The organism is Sedimentitalea xiamensis (genome assembly GCF_030164465.1).
In the GTDB taxonomy this organism is placed as follows: Bacteria; Pseudomonadota; Alphaproteobacteria; order Rhodobacterales; family Rhodobacteraceae; genus Sedimentitalea; species Sedimentitalea xiamensis.
This window is the reverse complement of the sequence record NZ_JASNJE010000022.1, coordinates 1-18349: the sequence shown is the minus strand read 5'-3', so window position 1 is coordinate 18349 and position 18349 is coordinate 1. Positions and strand designations below refer to the sequence as shown.

21 protein-coding genes are annotated in these 18349 nt (G+C 66.8%); 13 read left to right on the top strand and 8 right to left on the bottom strand.

Features of this window, described 5'->3' with window-relative positions:
• Nucleotides 1-94: 94 nt before the first annotated feature.
• The 3 genes from yghX to QO034_RS16005 all read right to left on the bottom strand — a co-directional run bounded on the left by yghX (nucleotide 95) and on the right by QO034_RS16005 (nucleotide 2244).
• On the bottom strand, nucleotides 95-991 hold the full coding sequence (yghX, locus tag QO034_RS16015) for a YghX family hydrolase (RefSeq protein WP_284486535.1): 897 nt from the start codon (nucleotides 989-991) through the stop codon (nucleotides 95-97).
• 51 nt (nucleotides 992-1042) lie between these two features.
• Nucleotides 1043-1639 (bottom strand): protein-methionine-sulfoxide reductase heme-binding subunit MsrQ, encoded by a 597-nt coding sequence (locus QO034_RS16010; protein WP_284486534.1) that lies wholly within the window; start codon nucleotides 1637-1639, stop codon nucleotides 1043-1045.
• Nucleotides 1640-1728: 89 nt separating this feature from the next.
• Nucleotides 1729-2244: an EF-hand domain-containing protein gene (locus tag QO034_RS16005; protein WP_284486533.1), complete on the bottom strand. Its 516-nt coding sequence runs from the start codon at nucleotides 2242-2244 to the stop codon at nucleotides 1729-1731.
• 239 nt (nucleotides 2245-2483) lie between these two features.
• On the opposite strand from QO034_RS16005, the gene QO034_RS16000 reads away from it, so the two are divergent.
• The 8 genes from QO034_RS16000 to QO034_RS15965 all read left to right on the top strand — a co-directional run bounded on the left by QO034_RS16000 (nucleotide 2484) and on the right by QO034_RS15965 (nucleotide 10394).
• Nucleotides 2484-3200 carry a response regulator gene (locus tag QO034_RS16000; RefSeq protein ID WP_284486532.1) on the top strand — a complete coding sequence of 239 codons (717 nt, stop codon included), beginning with the start codon at nucleotides 2484-2486 and terminating at the stop codon, nucleotides 3198-3200.
• Complete coding sequence (locus QO034_RS15995) at nucleotides 3197-4561, top strand: ATP-binding protein (protein ID WP_284486531.1); 1365 nt, start codon at nucleotides 3197-3199, stop codon at nucleotides 4559-4561. The genes QO034_RS16000 and QO034_RS15995 overlap by 4 nt, the downstream gene beginning before the upstream one ends.
• Nucleotides 4562-4703: 142 nt before the next feature.
• Entirely contained in the window at nucleotides 4704-5963 is a 1260-nt protein-coding gene (locus QO034_RS15990; RefSeq protein ID WP_284486530.1) for an imelysin family protein, read from the top strand.
• Nucleotides 5964-6000: 37 nt separating this feature from the next.
• Nucleotides 6001-6267, top strand: coding sequence for a (2Fe-2S)-binding protein (locus QO034_RS15985; RefSeq protein WP_284486529.1), 267 nt, complete (start codon nucleotides 6001-6003; stop codon nucleotides 6265-6267).
• Nucleotides 6242-6727: a bacterioferritin gene (gene bfr, locus QO034_RS15980; protein ID WP_284486528.1), complete on the top strand. Its 486-nt coding sequence runs from the start codon at nucleotides 6242-6244 to the stop codon at nucleotides 6725-6727. Before QO034_RS15985 ends, bfr begins: the two co-directional genes overlap by 26 nt.
• 19 nt (nucleotides 6728-6746) lie before the next feature.
• Nucleotides 6747-8318 carry a di-heme oxidoreductase family protein gene (locus QO034_RS15975; RefSeq protein WP_284486527.1) on the top strand — a complete coding sequence of 524 codons (1572 nt, stop codon included), beginning with the start codon at nucleotides 6747-6749 and terminating at the stop codon, nucleotides 8316-8318.
• Nucleotides 8315-9298 (top strand): imelysin family protein, encoded by a 984-nt coding sequence (locus tag QO034_RS15970; protein ID WP_284486526.1) that lies wholly within the window; start codon nucleotides 8315-8317, stop codon nucleotides 9296-9298. The genes QO034_RS15975 and QO034_RS15970 overlap by 4 nt, the downstream gene beginning before the upstream one ends.
• A gap of 1 nt (nucleotide 9299) precedes the next feature.
• On the top strand, nucleotides 9300-10394 hold the full coding sequence (locus QO034_RS15965) for a DUF1513 domain-containing protein (protein ID WP_284486525.1): 1095 nt from the start codon (nucleotides 9300-9302) through the stop codon (nucleotides 10392-10394).
• Between the two features lie 65 nt (nucleotides 10395-10459).
• Here QO034_RS15965 and QO034_RS15960 read toward each other — a convergent pair whose 3' ends face one another.
• The 4 genes from QO034_RS15960 to ectA are packed head-to-tail and all read right to left on the bottom strand — an operon-like array spanning nucleotide 10460 to nucleotide 14226.
• On the bottom strand, nucleotides 10460-11908 hold the full coding sequence (locus QO034_RS15960; protein WP_284486524.1) for an aspartate kinase: 1449 nt from the start codon (nucleotides 11906-11908) through the stop codon (nucleotides 10460-10462).
• 46 nt (nucleotides 11909-11954) lie between these two features.
• Nucleotides 11955-12347 carry an ectoine synthase gene (locus QO034_RS15955; RefSeq protein ID WP_284486523.1) on the bottom strand — a complete coding sequence of 131 codons (393 nt, stop codon included), beginning with the start codon at nucleotides 12345-12347 and terminating at the stop codon, nucleotides 11955-11957.
• Between the two features lie 5 nt (nucleotides 12348-12352).
• Nucleotides 12353-13642, bottom strand: a complete 1290-nt coding sequence (gene ectB / locus QO034_RS15950; protein WP_284486522.1) for a diaminobutyrate--2-oxoglutarate transaminase — start codon at nucleotides 13640-13642, stop codon at nucleotides 12353-12355.
• A gap of 53 nt (nucleotides 13643-13695) precedes the next feature.
• Nucleotides 13696-14226: a diaminobutyrate acetyltransferase gene (gene ectA / locus QO034_RS15945; protein ID WP_284486521.1), complete on the bottom strand. Its 531-nt coding sequence runs from the start codon at nucleotides 14224-14226 to the stop codon at nucleotides 13696-13698.
• 226 nt (nucleotides 14227-14452) lie between these two features.
• On the opposite strand from ectA, the gene QO034_RS15940 reads away from it, so the two are divergent.
• A complete protein-coding gene (locus tag QO034_RS15940) occupies nucleotides 14453-14938 on the top strand; it encodes a MarR family winged helix-turn-helix transcriptional regulator (RefSeq protein WP_284486591.1) in 486 nt (161 codons plus the stop codon).
• A 9-nt stretch (nucleotides 14939-14947) separates the two neighbouring features.
• Here the strand turns inward: QO034_RS15940 and QO034_RS15935 are convergent, their stop codons facing one another.
• The gene (locus QO034_RS15935; protein WP_284486520.1) at nucleotides 14948-15214 is read right to left on the bottom strand and encodes a DUF6522 family protein; all 267 of its coding nucleotides are present in this window, start codon (nucleotides 15212-15214) and stop codon (nucleotides 14948-14950) included.
• Between the two features lie 276 nt (nucleotides 15215-15490).
• On the opposite strand from QO034_RS15935, the gene QO034_RS15930 reads away from it, so the two are divergent.
• From QO034_RS15930 to QO034_RS15915, 4 genes are all read left to right on the top strand, one after another.
• Nucleotides 15491-16183: a 5-formyltetrahydrofolate cyclo-ligase gene (locus QO034_RS15930; RefSeq protein WP_284486519.1), complete on the top strand. Its 693-nt coding sequence runs from the start codon at nucleotides 15491-15493 to the stop codon at nucleotides 16181-16183.
• Nucleotides 16180-17370, top strand: coding sequence for an NnrS family protein (locus tag QO034_RS15925; RefSeq protein ID WP_284486518.1), 1191 nt, complete (start codon nucleotides 16180-16182; stop codon nucleotides 17368-17370). Before QO034_RS15930 ends, QO034_RS15925 begins: the two co-directional genes overlap by 4 nt.
• A gap of 1 nt (nucleotide 17371) precedes the next feature.
• Nucleotides 17372-18022, top strand: coding sequence for an NnrU family protein (locus QO034_RS15920; protein WP_284486517.1), 651 nt, complete (start codon nucleotides 17372-17374; stop codon nucleotides 18020-18022).
• Nucleotides 18023-18186: 164 nt separating this feature from the next.
• Nucleotides 18187-18349 (top strand): formate--tetrahydrofolate ligase (locus tag QO034_RS15915; protein ID WP_284486590.1); only part of this gene is annotated, 163 nt, incomplete at its 3' end.

Below are 18349 nucleotides of genomic sequence, written 5' to 3'. Positions count from 1 at the left end.
CATCGCCTGCGGGCAGGCCAGGCCGATCCCTTGTCCCATCCAGACCGCCTGAGATCGGCCGAAGGACGTTGGCCTCGCGCCGGCCAGCCGCCTCTCACCTCAGATGCGCGTCGAAGAAGGCCAGCGTCCTGTCCCAGGCCAGGGTCGCCGCCGCCGCGTCGTAGCGGGGCGTCGTGTCGTTATGGAACCCATGGTTCGCGTCCGGATAGAAATGAACGCTGAATTCCTTGCCATTCGCTTCCAGCGCGGCGCCATAGGCTTCCCAGCCTGCATTGATACGCTCGTCCAGTCCCGCGTAATGGATCAGCAGCGGCGCCTGGATCTGCGGCACGTCCTCGGCCGGGGGCTGGCGGCCGTAGAATGGCACGGAGGCGGCGAGGTCGGGATAGGCCACCGCCAGCGCGTTGCAGACCGCGCCGCCATAGCAGAACCCGACGCAGCCGACGCGGCCGGTGCTGTCCTCGTGATCGCGCAGGAACTCGAAGGCGGCGAAGAAATCCTCCATCAGCCTGGACGGATCGAGCTGCCGCTGCATGTCGCGGCCCTGGTCGTCGTTGCCGGGATACCCGCCCAGCGAACTGAGCCCGTCCGGACCGAGCGCGAGATAGCCCGCCTTGGCGGCGCGCCGGACGACATCCTCGATATAGGGGTTCAGCCCGCGGTTCTCGTGGATGACGAGCACTGCGGGCAGCGGGCCCCCGGCCCCGGCGGGCCGCGCCATCAGCCCCTTCACGGTGCCGTGGCCATCGGGGCTTTCGTATTCGACCGTCCCGGTCACGATCTCGGGGTCGTCCGGCGCGACCTGCTGCGCCCAGGCGTAATTCGGCTGCAACTGATCGAGAATCATCGCTCCGGTCACGCCGACCGCGGCATATCGGCCCGCCTGGGTGATGAAGTCGCGCTTGGATATCTCGCCGTGGACATAGCCGTCAAAGATTTCGAGGATTCTCGGGTCGAAATCCCGCGCGCGTTTGCGCGTCGTATGGGTCATCTGGTCTTCCTCCGCTGGTGGGACGCCCCGAAACCGGGGCGCGAAACAAGGTCAGGCGGTTGCCGGGCGATGCCGGTTCCACCAATACCACATGCGCCATCCTTCCAGCGCGGCAAGCGGCGCGAAATGCAGGACCGCGACAAGGGGATGGCCCCAGTCGTGCAGGCTGGCCCAATGCACCAGCGTCAGGACGGCCGCCGCGTAGGTCCAGCGTTGCAGCGATTTCCACTGCGGCCCGAGCCGGCGCATCGCCCAGTCGGCCGAGGTGGCCGCCAGAGGGATGAAGATGAGGAACGCCAACCAGCCCGTCCAGATGTAAAGACGCGGCAGTTCCGATACCACCCTGTCCAGAGACGCCTTGTCGGCAAGATAGAACGCCGAGTGAACGGCCGCATAGGCAAAGGCGGCGACCCCGAAATAGCGGCGGTTCTTCTTCAGCCAGCGGGTGACGTCGCTGCCCCTGAAGATCATCGCAAGCGGCGTGATCGCCAGCGTCAGGATCAGGAGCCTGGCCGCCCATTCGCCGCTCGGGTGAACGAGAATGTGCAGGATCCTTTCGTTCGAGGAGGTCGCGGCCTGATAGGCCCAGAAGGCCGGAAACAGGCTGAGAAGTCCCCAGAGGGGATAGGGATGATATCTTTTGAACATGGTCCGTCTCCGGCAGGTTTACGGCGCTCCCGGACGGGATCGCCGGCAAGGCGCGGGCGGCCCCGAAACGCCGCCCGCGCCCTGGCGCATCAGCCGCGGCGGCCGCGCTTGAGCGTCAGCGCGCCGTCATCGTCGCGGTCCATCCGCTCGACGATGTCGCCAAACCGGCTGTCCATCTCGGCGGCGCTGATCACGCCGTCGCCATCGGCGTCGAGATCCTGGAAGGCGTCCACCATCCGCGACCGGGTGAACTCGCGGTAAAGCGTGTCGAATTCCTCGATCGACAGCGCGCCGTCGCCGGAGGTGTCGGCCTCGCCGACCTTGGCGGCGCGGAAGGTGTCGATTTCCACCTGGGTGACGGATCCGTCGCCATCGGCGTCAACCTGCATGAAGAGCGTGCGGAACATTTCCGGGCCGCCCCTGTGGTGGCCACCATGGCCGCCGCGGCCATGCCCACGGTCGCCATGGCGGAAATCGGCCCGATGCTCCGATTTCGGCTGCGAATCGGGCTTGTTCATCGTTTCTTGCGCCCCGGCAATCATGACGCCGCCGGCGACGAGAGCGGTTGCGAGAAAAGCGGTGGTCAGCAGTTTGCGGGAAGTCATTTCAGGTTCCTTTCGGTTATCATCATGCAGGGCGACCCGCCCCGATGACAGGGATGTAGCAATCCTTTGCCCGAAAGGTTTGTCGGTGCGACACCGGTTTTGTCGCCACCTGTCGCAACCCGCGGGGCTGACACAATTTGCGACAAACTTTTCCACCCGGTGCCGCCCGGCATCTGGTCATGTGGTCACGCAGACCATTAGATGACATGCGGCAAGGCCGTTTTCCGCAGGAGCAACCGGTGTCCGATACCACAGAATTCCAGATCCTGATCGTCGATGACGCCCGTGACATCCGCGAGCCGCTCGGCCAGTATCTTCGCAAGCAGGGCCTGCGCACCCAGCTTGCCACCGGCGCGGCCGAGGCGCGGCGCATTCTGGACGAAGCGGTGATCCATCTGGTCGTGCTCGACATCATGATGCCGGGCGAGGACGGGCTGAGCCTGTGCCGCGCGCTGGTCGCGCGGGGCGGGCCGCCGGTGATCCTGCTGACCGCGATGGCGGATGAAACCGACCGGATCGTTGGGCTGGAACTTGGCGCCGACGACTATATCGTCAAGCCGTTCAATCCGCGCGAACTCCTCGCCCGCATCCGCGCGGTTCTGCGCCGGGTGCCGCCGCCGGAGCTTCCGGTGCCGACCGGACGCCGCCGCTTCGCCGGCTGGGAACACGACGCGGCGGCGCACAGCCTGTCCTCCGGCAGCGGCGAAACCGTCGGCCTCACCTCGGGGGAAAGCCGCCTGCTGGGCGTGCTGCTGGATCATCCCCGCACCGTGCTGAGCCGGGCGCGGCTTCTGGACCTGACCGCGGGGCGCGATGCCAAGGCCTATGACCGGGCCGTCGACAACACGATCAGCCGTCTGCGGCGCAAGATCGAGAAAGACCCCGGCTCCCCGCGCCTGATCGTCACCGAATGGGGCGGCGGCTACATGCTTGCAGCCGATGTGGAACAGCTGTGACCGGGCTGCGCCGATACCTGCCGTCTAGCCTCGCCGGGCAATTCGTGCTGCTGCTTGGCGTTGCGCTGGTGGCGGCGAATCTCGTGGCGTTGGGCCTCCTGTCCTTTGAACGCGACCGGCTCGACCGGGCCGCCCGCGAAGGCCGCGAGATCGAACGGATCGTGTCGCTGCTCCCGGCCATCGAAGCCGCCGATCCGGCCCGCCGAAAGGCGATCGCCAGGGAGGCCTCGACCCGCTTTTCCCGCGTCTCGGTCGAATCGTCCCCGATCGTGAAGGACATACCCTCCGCTCCGCGGTCGCGCGGGCTGACGCAACGGCTGTCCGAGGAATTTCCCGGCCGGACGGTGCGGGGGGCCATCTTTGTCCGGGGTGTGACCGGACGGCCGGACCGGCATGAAGGCGGCGAAACCATCGCGGTTTCGGTCTTGCTGGCCGGGCCGGAGACCGCCACGAGGGCGCCGCAATGGCTGAACGTGGTCGCGCGCGGCAACCGGCGGCCCCCGCCAGGCGTCCGGGAAGAGGTGTTCTTCATGGTGCTCGGCCTGTCGCTGGTTTCGGTCCTGGGGGTCGGCGTCCTTTTCGTGCGCCGGCTGACCCGTCCGCTCGGCCAGCTGGCCGCCGCCGCCGCCGCCGCCGGGCGCGGCGACCGCAGCGCACGGGTTCCCGAAGACGGTGCGCGCGAAATGCGCGCCGCCGCCGCCGCTTTCAACGACATGCAGACCCGGATCGGCCGGTTCGACGCGGAACGGATGCGGGTGCTCGCCGCCGTCGGCCACGACCTGCGCACGCCGATCACCTCGCTGCGGATCCGCGCCGAACTGCTGGACGCGGCCGAGGCGGAACCGATCGTCCGCACCCTGGACGAGATGACGGTGATGGCTGACGGGCTGATCGCCTATGCCAAGGGCGCGGGCGACGCCGAGGAAATGCAGCCGGTCGATCTTGCGGCGCTGCTGGGGCCGCTCTGCGAAGATCGCGGCGCGACGCTGCGGACCGACGCCGGGGCCACGGTGTCGGCGCGGCCCGTCGCCCTGAAACGGGCCATCGGGAATCTCGTCGACAACGCGATCCGCTATGGCGGGCAGGCCACGGTAACGCTGGGCCGCGAGGCCGGCGCGGCGGTGATCCGGATCGAGGATTCCGGCCCCGGCATCCCGCCCGAACGGCTGAAGTCGGTGTTCGACCCTTTCGTCCGGGGCGAGGACAGCCGCAATCCGGAAACCGGAGGCGCCGGGCTTGGCCTGTCCATCGCCCAGGCCATCGTCAGCGCCCATGGCGGTCAGATCGCGTTGACGAATCGCGACACGGGCGGGTTGTGCGCCATCGTGACGCTGCCGGTGCCGGCCCTGACGGACCCCTGACCGGCAATGACGCAAGGGACGGCCGCTCCGGTTGCAGCCGGTGGGATCGGGGCGAAGTTCGGGGTTGCTATTTCCGATAATAATAGTAAGAAATACGGAAACGACCAGCCAGAGAGCCATTTGCCGCCAAAACGGAGTGTCCATGCGCCTGCTGACCGCCACGACCGCATCCTGCATCCTGACCGCGACCATGACCCTGGCCGCCGAGCCGCGCGAGGTGCTGGACACCTACGCGGATATCGCGGAAGCCGGTTATGCGGACAGTCTGACAGCCGCCCACCGCCTTCAGGATGCGGTCGCGGCCTTCCTTCAGGAACCGTCTCCGGAGGGGCTGGACGCCGCCCGCGCGGCCTGGCGCGACGCCCGTGTCCCCTATATGCAGACCGAGGTCTTCCGCTTCGGCAACGCCATCGTCGATGACTGGGAAGGCCGGGTGAACGCCTGGCCGCTGGACGAGGGCCTGATCGACTATGTGGACCCGAGCTATGGCGGCGCAACGGATGCGAATGATTACGCGGCGCTGAATGTCGTTGCCAACCCGGTCTTCACATTGTCGGGCCGGAAAATCGACGCCACGGAAATCACCCCGGCCCTATTGCGCGACGTCCTGCAGGAAGCGGACGGGGTCGAGGCCAATGTCGCGACAGGATATCACGCGATCGAATTCCTGCTCTGGGGCCAGGACCTGAACGGAACCGCCGCCGGCGCCGGCGACCGCCCGTGGACGGATTTTTCCACCGGCGAGGCTTGCACGAACGGCAATTGCGACCGGCGGGCCGCCTATCTGCGCGTCGCGACCGGACTCCTGATAGAGGATCTGGGCTACATGGCCAGCGCCTGGGCCAGTGACGGAGCGGCGCGGGAAACGCTGCTGGGCGACGAGACAAAGGGCATATCGGCCATTCTCACCGGCATGGGGTCGCTGTCCTACGGCGAACTGGCGGGGGAACGGATGAAGCTGGGCGTGTTGCTGAACGATCCGGAGGAAGAACACGACTGCTTTTCCGACAACACCCATGCCAGCCATTACTACGACGGTCTGGGCATCCGCAACGTCTATGCCGGCCGCTACACCCGCCCGGACGGCACGGTCGTGTCCGGCCCGTCGCTGTCGGACCTGGTTGCCGCGGCCGATCCCGAAACCGACGCCCGGCTGCGCGCCGAACTCGACGCGTCCGTGGCGGCGCTGGAGGCGATCCGCAACGCGGCGGACCAGGGCATGGCCTATGACATGATGCTGGGCCGCGGCAACGCCGAAGGCGAAGCGCTGATCATGGGCGCGGTGGAGGCGCTGGTCACGCAGACCCGGTCGATCGAACGCGCCGTCGCGGCGCTGGATCTCGGCGGGATCGCGGTCGAAGGATCGGACAGTCTCGACGACCCGAACGCGGTGTTCCAATGATCCGCCGTCCCGGCTGCTGCTCCGCGAGGAAGGCGCAATGATCGTTTGCCATTGCAACACCATCACCGATCACGAGATCCGCGCGGCGGTCGAATGGATGCGCGCCGCCGACCAGCAGACGGTCATCACCCCCGGCAAGATCTACCGCGCTCTTGGCAAGCGGGCGGATTGCGGCGGATGCCTCCAGCTATTCCTTGACACCATGCAGTCAAGCCCTAGCCTGAAGGTCCCCATGCAACTGCGCGGCCTGCGCCGTCGATCTACACAGGACAAATCCAATGAAGGGCGATACCAAGGTTATTGAATATCTCAACAGTGCGTTGCGGAGCGAACTGACTGCCGTCAGCCAGTACTGGCTGCATTACCGGCTTCAGGAAGACTGGGGTTTCGGCAAGATCGCCGCGAAATCCCGGGCCGAAAGCATCGAAGAGATGCACCATGCGGACAAGCTGATCGAACGGATCATCTTTCTGGAAGGGCACCCCAACCTGCAAAAGCTGGATTCGCTGCGCATTGGCCAGACCCTGCGCGAAACGCTCGACTGCGATCTCGCCGCCGAACATGACGCGCGCAATCTCTATATCGAAGCGCGCAACCATTGCGACAAGGTCGAGGACTATGTCAGCAAGAGCCTGTTCGAGGAACTGATCGCGGACGAGGAAGGTCATATCGACTTCCTGGAAACCCAGATCGAACTTTTCGACACCCTGGGCGAAAGCGGCTATGGCCTGCTGAACGCCTCTTCGGCCGATCAGGCCGACTAGGACGCACCAAGAGACCGGCATGGCAGGACATCCGCGACCCATGGCCGGCCTGATCGCGGCTCTCGGCCTGGCCGGTCTTGCGCTGCCGGGACATGCGGGCGGGAAGGTCGACCTGACCCGGCCGCATCTGGAAGTGGTTGCCCGCACCGCCGCCGAATCCGGCCGCATCGCCGCGGTGACCGCCCCGGCCGCGGATTTTTCCGCGCCCGAGCCGTTCGAGGCGAATGCCGGCGGGGCGGCAACGGTGCGGGCGCGCGACAATACCGATGCCTTCTCGCAACCCTCCGCCAACATGCCTTTCGAACGCGAATTGGATTTCAAGGTCGGCAACGGTCTCTTCCGCAAGCTCTGGGTGTCATCGCCCTCCTCGACGCTGGTGTCGGACGGGCTCGGGCCGCTGTTCAACGCGCGCGGCTGCCAGAACTGCCACCTGAAGGACGGGCGCGGCCATCCGCCGGAAAGCCCGGATGACGATGCGGTTTCGATGTTCCTGAGGATCTCTGTTCCCGCCACGGCGGCCGCCGGAACGACCGAAATCGAAGCCTTCCTGCTCAGTCTCGGCGATGAAACGCCAAGGACGGCGCCGGACCCGGTCTATGGCGGGCAGTTGCAGGATTTCGCGATTCAGGGACACGATGCCGAATACCGGCTGGACATCGCCTACGAAGAGATCGAGGTACCGCTGTCTGGCGGCGAAACGGCGTCGCTCCGGAAACCCCGCTATCGGGCGGCCGACCTGGGCTATGGGCCATTGGGTCCGGACGCCATGCTCAGCCCGCGCGTCGCGCCGCAGATGATTGGCCTCGGCCTGCTGGAAGCCATCGACGCGCAGGACATCCTGGCCCGCGAAGACCCCGCCGACGCCGATGGCGACGGCGTTTCCGGCCGGGCGCAGATCGTCTGGTCCTTCGAACACGCGCGCCCGATGCTTGGGCGCTTCGGCCTCAAGGCAGGGTCGCCGACGATCCGCGAACAATCCGCCAGCGCCTTTGCCGGGGATATCGGGATCTCGTCGCCGGTCTTCGGGGCCGGCTGGGGCGATTGCACCGAATTCCAGACCACCTGCCGGACCGCCCCGGACGGCAGCAGCGGCACCCCCGAGAACACCGAGATCGGCGCCGAAGGGCTGGATCTGGTCACGTTCTACGCGCGCAACCTCGCGGTGCCGGAACGGCGGGACGTGGGCGACACGCAGGTTCTGCGCGGCAAGGAGATATTCTACGGCGTCGGCTGCCCCGCCTGCCACACGCCGAAATACGTCACCAGCAGGCTGGCCGATCAGCCCGAGCAGAGCTTTCAGCTGATCTGGCCCTATACCGACCTCCTGCTGCACGACATGGGGCCGGGCCTGGCCGACAACCGGCCCGAGGGCCGGGCCGACGGGCGGGAATGGCGCACGCCCCCGCTGTGGGGCATCGGGCTGACCGAAACCGTGTCCGGGCACAGCTATTTCCTGCACGACGGGCGCGCCCGTTCGCTGCTCGAAGCCGTGCTCTGGCATGGCGGCGAAGCCCGGGCGCAGCGCGATGCCGTGGTGGACATGCCGCCCGAAGACCGCGCCGCGCTGATACGCTACCTGGAGTCCCTATGAAGCGGCTTGCAATTTTTCTCGCCATGCTGACCGCCGCGCCCGCCGCCGCCCAGGTCGATGCGGTGATCGACGATCACATCCTGCCGGGCTACGCGGCCTTTTCCGAAACCGCCGCCGGGTTGCGCGACACCGCCGTCCGCGACTGCGGTTCCGATGCGCTGCGCCCGGCCTGGAACGAAACCTTCGATGCCTGGCTTGGCGTCAGCCACCTGACTTTCGGCCCGGTGGAACAGGACGGCCGGTCCGTCGCCGTCGCCTTCTGGCCCGATGAACGCGGCGCAACGCCCAGGGCGCTGACGGCGCTGATCGGCGATCAGGACCGGATCATCGACGATCCGCAGGGGGCAGCGGAGCTTTCGGTGGCGGCGCGCGGACTTCATGCGCTGGAATACCTGCTTTATGATGACCGCTTCGCCGGGTCCGGTGCCTATGGGTGCGCCCTGATGCGCGCCCTGACCGCCGATCTCGCGGCCTTGGCGGAACAGATCGACGACGCTTGGCGCAGCGGCTATGCCCGGACCCTGCGAACCGCCGGAGCGCCGGACAACACGGTCTACCTTGGCGAACGGGAAGCCCGGCAGGCGCTGTTCACCGCCCTGACGACCGGGCTGGAATTCACCGCGGACCAGCGGCTCGGCCGCCCGATGGGCACATTCGAGCGCCCGCGCCCGACCCGCGCCGAAAGCTGGCGTTCCGGGCGCAGCCAGCGCAACGTGATCCTGTCGCTTCAGGCGCTGTCCGGTCTGGCGCGCGAACTGACCGACGCCGCGACACCGCAAACCGACGCCGCCTTCGCGCGGGCGATCGGGCTGGCCGAAAGGCTCGGCGACCCGGCGCTGGCCGGGGTGGCGGAACCGTCCGGCCGGCTGCGGGTCGAGGTCGTGCAACAGGCGGTGCGCGCCGCGCGCGACGCCGTCCTGGAAGAGATCGGGCCGTCGCTCGGCGTCTCCGCCGGCTTCAATTCGGCGGACGGCGACTGACATGACCACCCGCCGCGGTTTCCTCGCATCCCTCGCCGCCGCCGCCGCGGCCCCCTCGCTGACCTGGGCGGATGCCGGGTCGCCCGAATTTCTCGCCGCCGCGAAAGAGCCGGACGGCGGCTTTGCCCTGTTCGGCCTGACCGCCCGGGGGCAGGTGACGTTTCGCATCCCCCTGCCCGCGCGCGGCCACGCCGGCGCCGGTCATCCGGTTCGTCCCGAGGCCGTCACCTTCGCCCGCCGGCCCGGCACCCATGCGCTGGTGATCGATTGCGTCCATGGCACGGTCATTCAGCGCCTGACCGCTCCCGGCGGTCATCATTTCAGCGGCCATGGCGCCTTTTCCGCCGATGGGCGAACCCTGTTCACCGCGGAAATCGACTCCGTCACCGGCCTGGGCGGGGTCGGGCTCTGGCGGCGCTCCGATGGCTATGACCGCGTCGGCGGCTTTGCCTCCGGCGGAATCGGCCCGCATGAACTGCTGCGTCTTCCCGGCCGCGACATCCTCGTGATCGCGAATGGCGGCATCGTCGAAGGGGGCGGCGACGGGCGCACGAAACTCAATCTCGACACCATGCGCCCGAACCTCAGCTACATGACCGCCGATGGCGAGTTGCTGGACCGTGTCGACCTGCCGCCGGAGCTGCGCGGCAATTCCATACGCCATATTGCCGCCCATCCGGACAGGCAGGTCGCCTTCGCCATGCAGTGGGAACACGATCGCGCCATCCGCCCGCCGCTGCTGGGCCTGCATCGGCCCGGAAGCGCGCCGCGCCTGTGTGCTGTGCCCGACGCGCTGGCCCCGCGCCTGGCGAACTACGCCGGCAGCGTGTCCTTCAGCGGCGATGGCGCACAGGTCGCGATCACCTGCCCGAAGGGCGGCAGCATCGCGATCTTCGACCGCTCCGGCGCCTTCATCGACCTGCTGGCGCGGGCCGATGTCTGCGGCATCGGCAGGATCGGCAGCGGCGGATTCCTGACCACCGACGGGCTTGGCGGCCTGATGGAACTGTCGTCGGGACGTCTTCGCCCGCTCGCCGCCTTTGACCGGGCATGGGACAACCACCTGATCGGCCTGCGTGGCGCCACGACCGCCTGACCCGCGCAGCGTTCGTTCCGCCGCCGCGACGGCGCGGGCCATGTCCTGAATCCGGATTGGGAAAATCAGGCGGCTTTCAGCGGTTTTGCCGCGCCTGTCCCGGCTTGCGGAGGCGGGATCAAGGCCCGATGCAGCGCCGTTATGGCAGCGGTCTTGTCATCTGCGGCCAGAACGAACTGCACATCGACATTGCGGGGCGTCTGATGCGCCGCGATCACCGACAGCCCGGCGGCGTCCATCGCCTCCAGGCCGCGCGACAGCGCCCTGGTGCCGGTCAGGTCGCGCCCGATGGCCGACACGATGCACAGGGTGCGCGCGCCGATGTCGGCGGACGGATAGACGCCTTCGAGGTCCCGCACCACCCGGCGCACGGTCTTCAGCGACGCCTCGACATAATGGGTGATCGTGTTGGCGTTCGACGTCTTTGACACGATCCGCACCTTGTGGCGGCCGAGCGCATCGAGGATGGCCCCGTCATACCCCTTGACCCCGACCATGTCCTGTTCGAACAGTTCCAGCGCCACGACATTCAGTCCGGTGACGATCTCGACGCCCGGAACCTCCGCCTCACGGTCGTCGATCAGGGTGCCCGGATCGTCGGATTCAAAGGCGTTGGTCACGCGCAGCACGATATCCGCCTGGCGCAGCACCTTGGCCGCCTTCGGGTGGATCGCCTCCATCCCGGTGTTGGACAGCTGGTCGGCCACGTCGTAATTGGTATGGCCCAGCTTGCGCACGGCGTCTTCGCCCACCAGCTTTGGATCGGCGGAAGACAGGTGGAATTCCTTGTGGATGATCGCTTCGGCGGCGCCGGTCTGCGCGGCGATATTGGCGAAGGTGACTTCGGAATAGCCGCGGTCGAATTCCCGCATCAGCCCGGCGCTGCACTGGGCATACCCCGTCACCACAGGCAGTTCGCAGGTCAGGTCGACCTGGTCCAGCCCGGCGGCGATGCGTTCGGCGAGCGTGTGTTCGCGTTCGTCGCGCCAGCCGCTGAGGTCGATGAACCGCGCCGCCAGCCCGGCGCGCTGCAACATCAGCGTGGTGACGAAACCGGAATGCGCCTCCCCCAGCCCGCTGAGCAGTTCCCGGATCACCAGCATGTGGCTGGACAGGCGGAAATGCCCGTAGGAGCACAGCCTTTGCAGGTCGAACAGGCAGGACCGCGCGCCTTCGATGCGCTCGCGGACGAATTCATCCGCCGCCGTCAGGTCTGCCGGATGCGCCAGCACCGCGCGATGCGCCTCGTTCATGGCGGCCCCGACACCGGTCAGGGCGTCGAGCCAGCCGTGGTCGTTGTCGTCATTGGCGAACAACGCATAGACGCCCGGCGCGCCGGATTTCTTGTGCTCCAGCAGCAGGTCGGTGATGCCGCCGAAGGCGGACACCACGAAAATGCGGCGATAGAGGTCCTCGCCCGCGCGTGCGCCGATGAACAGCGTGTCGCGGAGTTCGTTCAGACGGCTCATGGACGTGCCGCCGATCTTTTCGACAGTGTGTCTTGGAAGGGTCACGATCTCATTCCCCGGCAGTCTGCGCCGGGCCTCTGTTCCATAAGACTCAGGCGTCTTCCAACGCATAGGAGCCGTCTTCGCGATGCACCTCGGATCCGGTCACGGGCGGGTTGAACACGCAGGCCATGACCAGTTCCTCCTCGGCGCGCAGGATGTGGCGGTCATGGGCGTTGAGCGCATACATGACGCCCGGCTTGATCCGGTGCGTTTCGCCGGTCGCGAGGTCGGTGATCGACCCCTTGCCCTGCATGCAATAGACGCTTTCGAAGTGGTTCTTGTATTCGAACGTGTGCTCCGATCCGGCCTCAAGGAAGGTGACGTGAAAGGAAAATCCCATCTTGTCCTGCGCCAGCAGCATCCGGATGGAGGACCACCTGGCATCGCTGACGACGCGGTCGGGGTCGTTCTTGATGATTTCGTTGAGGTCTCTGACGATCATGTCGCTTACTCCGCTGCAAGTCGGCCGGAGGCGGCGGCATCGCGGGCCGCGTCCAGCAGGATGTTCAAACCTTTGCGAAAGGTCTTTTCGGGTGTCGTGAGCGGCGCGAGAACCTTGACCACCTGGTCGTCCGATCCCGAGGTCTCGATGATCAGGCCCTTGTGGAAGGCGCGCGCGCAGATGTCGCCCGCCATCTCGCCGGACCCGACATCGACCCCCTGCATCAGCCCGCGCCCCTTCAGGCGCGCGCCGGGGATCAGCGCCGCGAGATCCGCCATCGCCCGGCTCAGGGTTTCCGCCTTTTCGGCAAGTTCGCCCTGAAAGGCATCGTCGGACCAGAATTTCTCGATCGCCACGCGGGCGGTCACGAAGGCATGGGTATTGCCGCGAAACGTCCCGTTGTGTTCTGCCGGGCCGAAAACGTCGTGTTCCGGACGCACCAGCATCAGGGCCATCGGCAGGCCGAAACCGGACACGGATTTCGCCATCGTGACGATATCGGGCATGACGCCCATCTCTTCGAACGAAAAGAAGGTCCCGGTGCGTCCGCAACCGGCCTGGATGTCGTCGATGATCAGCAGCGCGCCGTGGCGTTTCGCCAGTTCGGCCACCCGTTTCACCCATTCCGGACGCGCGGCATTCAGCCCGCCTTCGCCCTGCACGGTTTCCAGGATGATCGCGGCCGGAGCGTCCAGCCCGCTGGATCGGTCCTCCAGCATCGCTTCGAGCAGGTCCGCCGTGTCGGTTTCCGGCCCCATGTATCCGTCAAAGGGCAGCCGCGTCACGCCTGACAATTCGGCATGTGCGCCGCCGCGGTGATACCCGTTGCCCGTCGCCGCAAGCGCCCCCATGGTCACACCGTGAAAGCCGTTGGTGAAGGCGACGATATTGCTGCGTCCCGTCACCTTGCGGGCCAGTTTCAGCGCCGCCTCGACGGCGTTGGCCCCGGTCGGGCCGGTGAACATGACCTTGTGGTCCATGTCGCGGGGTTTCAGGATATGCGTTTCGAACGCGTCAAGAAATTCGGCCTTGGTGTCGGTGTGCAGGTCCAGACCATGGGTCAGCCCGTCGTCGATCATATGCGCGATCAGGGCGGTCTTCATGTCCGGGTCGTTGTGACCGTAGTTCAGCGAGGAACAGCCGGCCAGGAAATCGATGAAGGTGTTGCCGCCGGTATCCGTGATCTCGGACCCGCGGGCGGTCTCGAACACCCGGTTGAACCCGCGGCAATAGCTGCGCGCTTCGGATTCGCGGCGTTCGAAAATAGCGGTTTGCGATGTCGTATCGCTCGACATGGGAACTCCTGTTGTCAGAATTGTCTGGAAAAGGAACGGGCGAAGCATCGCGCTCAGGCGGCTTTCTTCAACCGCTCCGGCAGGTCGATCGTGACCATGTGTTCGGTCGCGTGCCGGCCATCGAAATGGCCGTCGCGGGTGAAATGGGCGGTATGGCTCAGCGCCCCGCCGCGCGCGCGCGCCAGTTTGCGGAACATGCCCCAGGACGCGTCGTTATCCGACGTGATCGTCGTCTGAAGCTGTTCGATCCCCCGGCATTCGGCGCGGCCCAGCAGATGCTCGATCATCCTGACGCCAAGCCCGGTGCCGCGGGCCGCAGCCGATACCGCGACCTGCCAGACGAACAGGGTCGTCGGATCGTCGGGCAGGAAATAGGCCGACACCCAGCCGACCGCTTCACCCCGGCTTCCTGCAAGGACGCAGGTGTCGCGGAAATGGTCGCACTGAATGAGGTTGCAATACATCGAATTCTCGTCGAGCGGCTTGCAGTCGCGCACGAGTTCCCAGATCGCGGCCCCATCTTCGGGGCCGGGCCTGCGCAGGTCGAACTCTGGGATACAAGTCTTCCGGTCAGGCTGGGGCATGGACTGAACTTCTCCTATAAACTTCGAAAAGCTAAGTAACACATGATCGGGAGAAATCAACATGGAACCGAAAATATATATGTAAGACCGCCATAAAACATCCAGTCATGAAGCTTTGAGCGTCACGCCCCCGGTTTTTATTTCGATAATCTACGCATTTGGTTCGGCCGGCTTGCCGGCGCGGAAAGGTGATGTCATCATGGCGTCGACGCAACGAAAGACCGTCATGGACCGCATCGATTCCTGCCTGATCGCATTGCGCAGGATTCTGCGCGCCACGGAAATCTACGGCCGGGAACTGGCCCAGGCCGCCGGCCTGACGGCGGTGCAGTTCCGCGTGTTGCAGGTGGTGTCCGAACGCGCGGACTGCACCGCCAAGGATATCTCGCGGCAGATGGGCATTTCGCAGGCGACCGTCACCTCGCTGGTGGACAAGCTGGTCGGACAGGGCATGGTGTCGCGGCAGAAGTCGGATACCGACCGCCGCCAGACCCATATCGTGATGACCGGTCAGGGACGGGACGCGGTCGCCGCCGCGCCGGACGCCCTGCAACAGCAGTTTGCCCGCCGGTTCGAAGCCCTGTCCGATTGGGAGCAGTCCATGCTGGTCGCCTCGCTGGAACGGGTGGCCGCCATGCTTGGGGCCGAAGCTCTCGACGCCTCCCCCGTGCTCGACCTCGGCGATATCGCGCGCCCGGCGACCAGATCCTGACGCCGGGCGTCATTCCCGCGCCGGCGACCGCCCGTCGAACCGGGCCCGCGAGATCACCCGGCCCGCATCATCCACCGTCAACCGAAAGGTGCGCGTCCCATGGCGAAACGTCAGCCGGAACCGGCCCGCATCCGAATCGATGCCTGTCTCGCACAGGCTGGTGATCTCGCCCGCGCGCATCTTGTCGCGCACGGACGCTTCGTCCAGTCCGAAGGCGGATGCCAGCATGGACGCATCGACCTCGAATCCGCCGGGTGTGACAGTGACCGTTTCCATGCCGCCTAGCCCCGCAAACGGGTCGCGCCGAGGGCGGCACGGAGGTGAAGCCGGAAATCCATGAAACGTCTCCTTTTTCCAGAGCGCGTGGACCGCCGCGCCGGCCGAAACCGGTGCAGGACGTGAGGTGCAATCCCGCTCTCCCGCTCAATTGGTATTTACAATACCTATTACCCAGGTTTATCTTTCGCGCAAGCCCCGAACCGGATTCTTCTGCCATGCTGTCTCCCGCCCTTTCCGTCTCGCCCCGGCACACCGGGAATCAGGCCGCGCCCGATGAACGGTGATCGCCCAAACCCGCGGGATCTGGCCTCGCCCGCCTGCCTGGCGCGCGAGATCGATCCGGCCTATTTCGATCCGCTGGCCGTCGATCCCGAACAGGCGCGGGATGTGGCGCGCTGGCGCAAGGCGGAACGGCTGCGGCTTCTGTCCGACCGGTCCGCGCTGCCGGTCGCGACACGCAAGGCCGCGGCACAAGCGGTCGCGGCGCATCTCGATGCCGCGCTGGCCGAGCGGCTGGGCGGCCTCGACGGAGTCACGATCTCGGCCTGGTGGCCGATCAAGTCAGAGCTCGACCTACGGTTCTGGCTGGCAGGGCTTGCGGCGCGCGGGGCCAGGGCGGCCCTGCCGCGGGTGGCCCGCAAGGACAGCCCGCTGACCTTTCGCGCCTGGACGCCAGACACCCCGATGGTGCGCGAAGTCTGGAACATCCCGGTGCCTGCCGAAGGCCCGGACATCCTGCCCGATATCACCCTGTCCCCGGTCGTCGGCTGGGACCCGGCCGGCTATCGGCTGGGGTATGGCGGCGGGTATTTCGACCGGACGCTCGCGGCCATGTCGCCACGCCCGCTCGCCATCGGCGTCGGGCTGGAGAGCGCGCGCATTGCGACGATCTATCCGCAGCCGCATGATGTTCCGATGCAGCTGATCGTCACCGAAACCGGGATTCACCGACCAGAGACGAAATGATGGCGACCGCGCGGAACCAAACCGGACCAAGGCCGGTCGCGGCCTTTCTCAGCCTCGGATTCCGCCCTTTCTTTCTGATGGGGGCGATCTGGGCGGCGCTGGCGATGGCGATCTGGGTGCTGATGCTGACCGGCCGCGATATCCTTCCGACCGCCCTGGACCCGGTGTCCTGGCATGCGCATGCCTTCCTCTTCGGCTATCTCGGCGCGGTGCTCGCCGGCTTTCTCCTGACCGCCGTGCCGAACTGGACCGGGCGCGCGCCGCTGACCGGAGCGCCGCTGGCGGGACTGGCCGGACTCTGGCTGCTGGGACGGCTGGCCGTGGCGGTTTCCGCCACCCTGCCCTGGACCCTGGTCATGGGCGCGGATCTGGCGTTCTTCGTTGCTCTGATGGCGCTGCTGCTGCGCGAGATCGTCGCCGGGCGCAACTGGAAGAACCTGATGATCGTGGCGCTGGTCCTGGGAATGACCCTGGCCAATGCGCTGTTTCACCTCGACGCGGCGCGCGGCGGCTATCCGGCGGTCGGGGCGGGCCTGCGGCTCGGCCTGGCGGTGGCGGTGCTGCTGATCGCCCTGATCGGCGGACGCATCGTGCCCGCCTTCACCCGCAACTGGCTGATGAAGCGCCCGCACCACGGCCTGCCCGCCGCCGCCGGAAAGGCCGACGCGGCGGTGCTGCTTCTGACACTGCTGGCGCTCGGTCTCTGGGTCACGGGACCGGATCATGCCGCGACCGCCGCAGCCTGCGCCCTGGCCGCTGCCGCACAGTCCTGGCGGCTGTCCCGTTGGGCGGGCACGCAGACCCGCTCCGAAGCGCTGGTCTGGGTGCTGCATGCCGGATACGCCTTCGTCCCCCTGGGATTTCTAGCCGTCGCGGCGGGGATTCTTCTGCCGACGATCTCGCTGGCCGCGCAGCATGTCTGGATGGCCGGAGCTGTCGGGCTGATGACGCTTGCGGTCATGACCCGCGCCAGCCTCGGCCACGCCGGGCGTCCGCTGCAGGCCACCGGCGCAATCGCCACGCTGTATCTGGCCCTGATCCTGTCGGTTCTGGCCCGTTTCGCCGCCGGTCTGTTTCCGGCGCAGGGCTGGCTGCTGCATCTGGCCGCGGGCGCCTGGATCGTGGCCTTCGGCGGGTTTGCGCTGATCTACTGGCCGATCCTGACCCGGCCACGGCCGGGGCGCTGACATGGGCGGATGGGGTGAATACGCCGCCGCCTGGACGGTCTTTCTGCTGAGTCACGCGATTCCCGTGCGCCCGCCGGTCAAGCCCTGGCTGGTGGCGCGGCTCGGCGCCGCGGGATTCGGTATCGCCTATTCCGTGCTGTCCCTCGCGATCCTGATCTGGCTGATCGGCGCCGCGCAGCGCGCGCCCTTCGTCGAACTTTGGCCGCGCGCGGGCTGGCAGAACCATGTGACCCTCGCGGCGATGATCCTGGCCTGCCTCGTTCTCGCTCTGGCGCTGGCCCGGCCCAACCCGTTCTCCTTCGGCGGCGCGCATGACGACAGGTTCGATCCGGACAATCCGGGGATCGTCGGGCTGACCCGGCATCCGGTTCTGGCGGCGCTGGCGCTTTGGGCTCTGGGCCACCTGGTTCCCAACGGCGATCTGGCGCATGTGCTGATGTTCGGCGGCTTCGCCTGTTTCGCGCTGCTGGGGATGCGTCTCATCGACCGGCGCCGCCAGGGGACAATGGGCAGGGACACCTGGCGCGCGCTGCTGCCGCGACGCGGGCTGGCCGGACCGTTCTCCCTCAGGCGCGGGCTGGCGGGACTTCTCCTCGCGGGTCTTCTGGTGGCCCTGCATCCTTTCGTGATCGGTGTGCCCGCAGTCTGGTGAAACAATGACCCTGCATTTCACCCTTGATCTTTAGGAAATATACTTTACTCCTAGGAAAAACAGGTGAGGGCGTGACTCGCGATCCTCAAAGACAGCCACGGTTGTCCCGACGCTCCGCGTAAAATCCGGGCATGGGACATGTCAGACAAGAGGGAACCTATATCATGGCATTCAAGACGGATATTGAGATCGCGCGTGAAGCGGTCAAGGAGCCGATCCAGGCGATCGGGGCGAAGCTTGGGATATCGGACGCGGATCTGGTGCCTTACGGGCATGACAAGGCGAAGGTTTCGGCGGATTTCATCGCGCGGGCGGCGTCCAACCCGG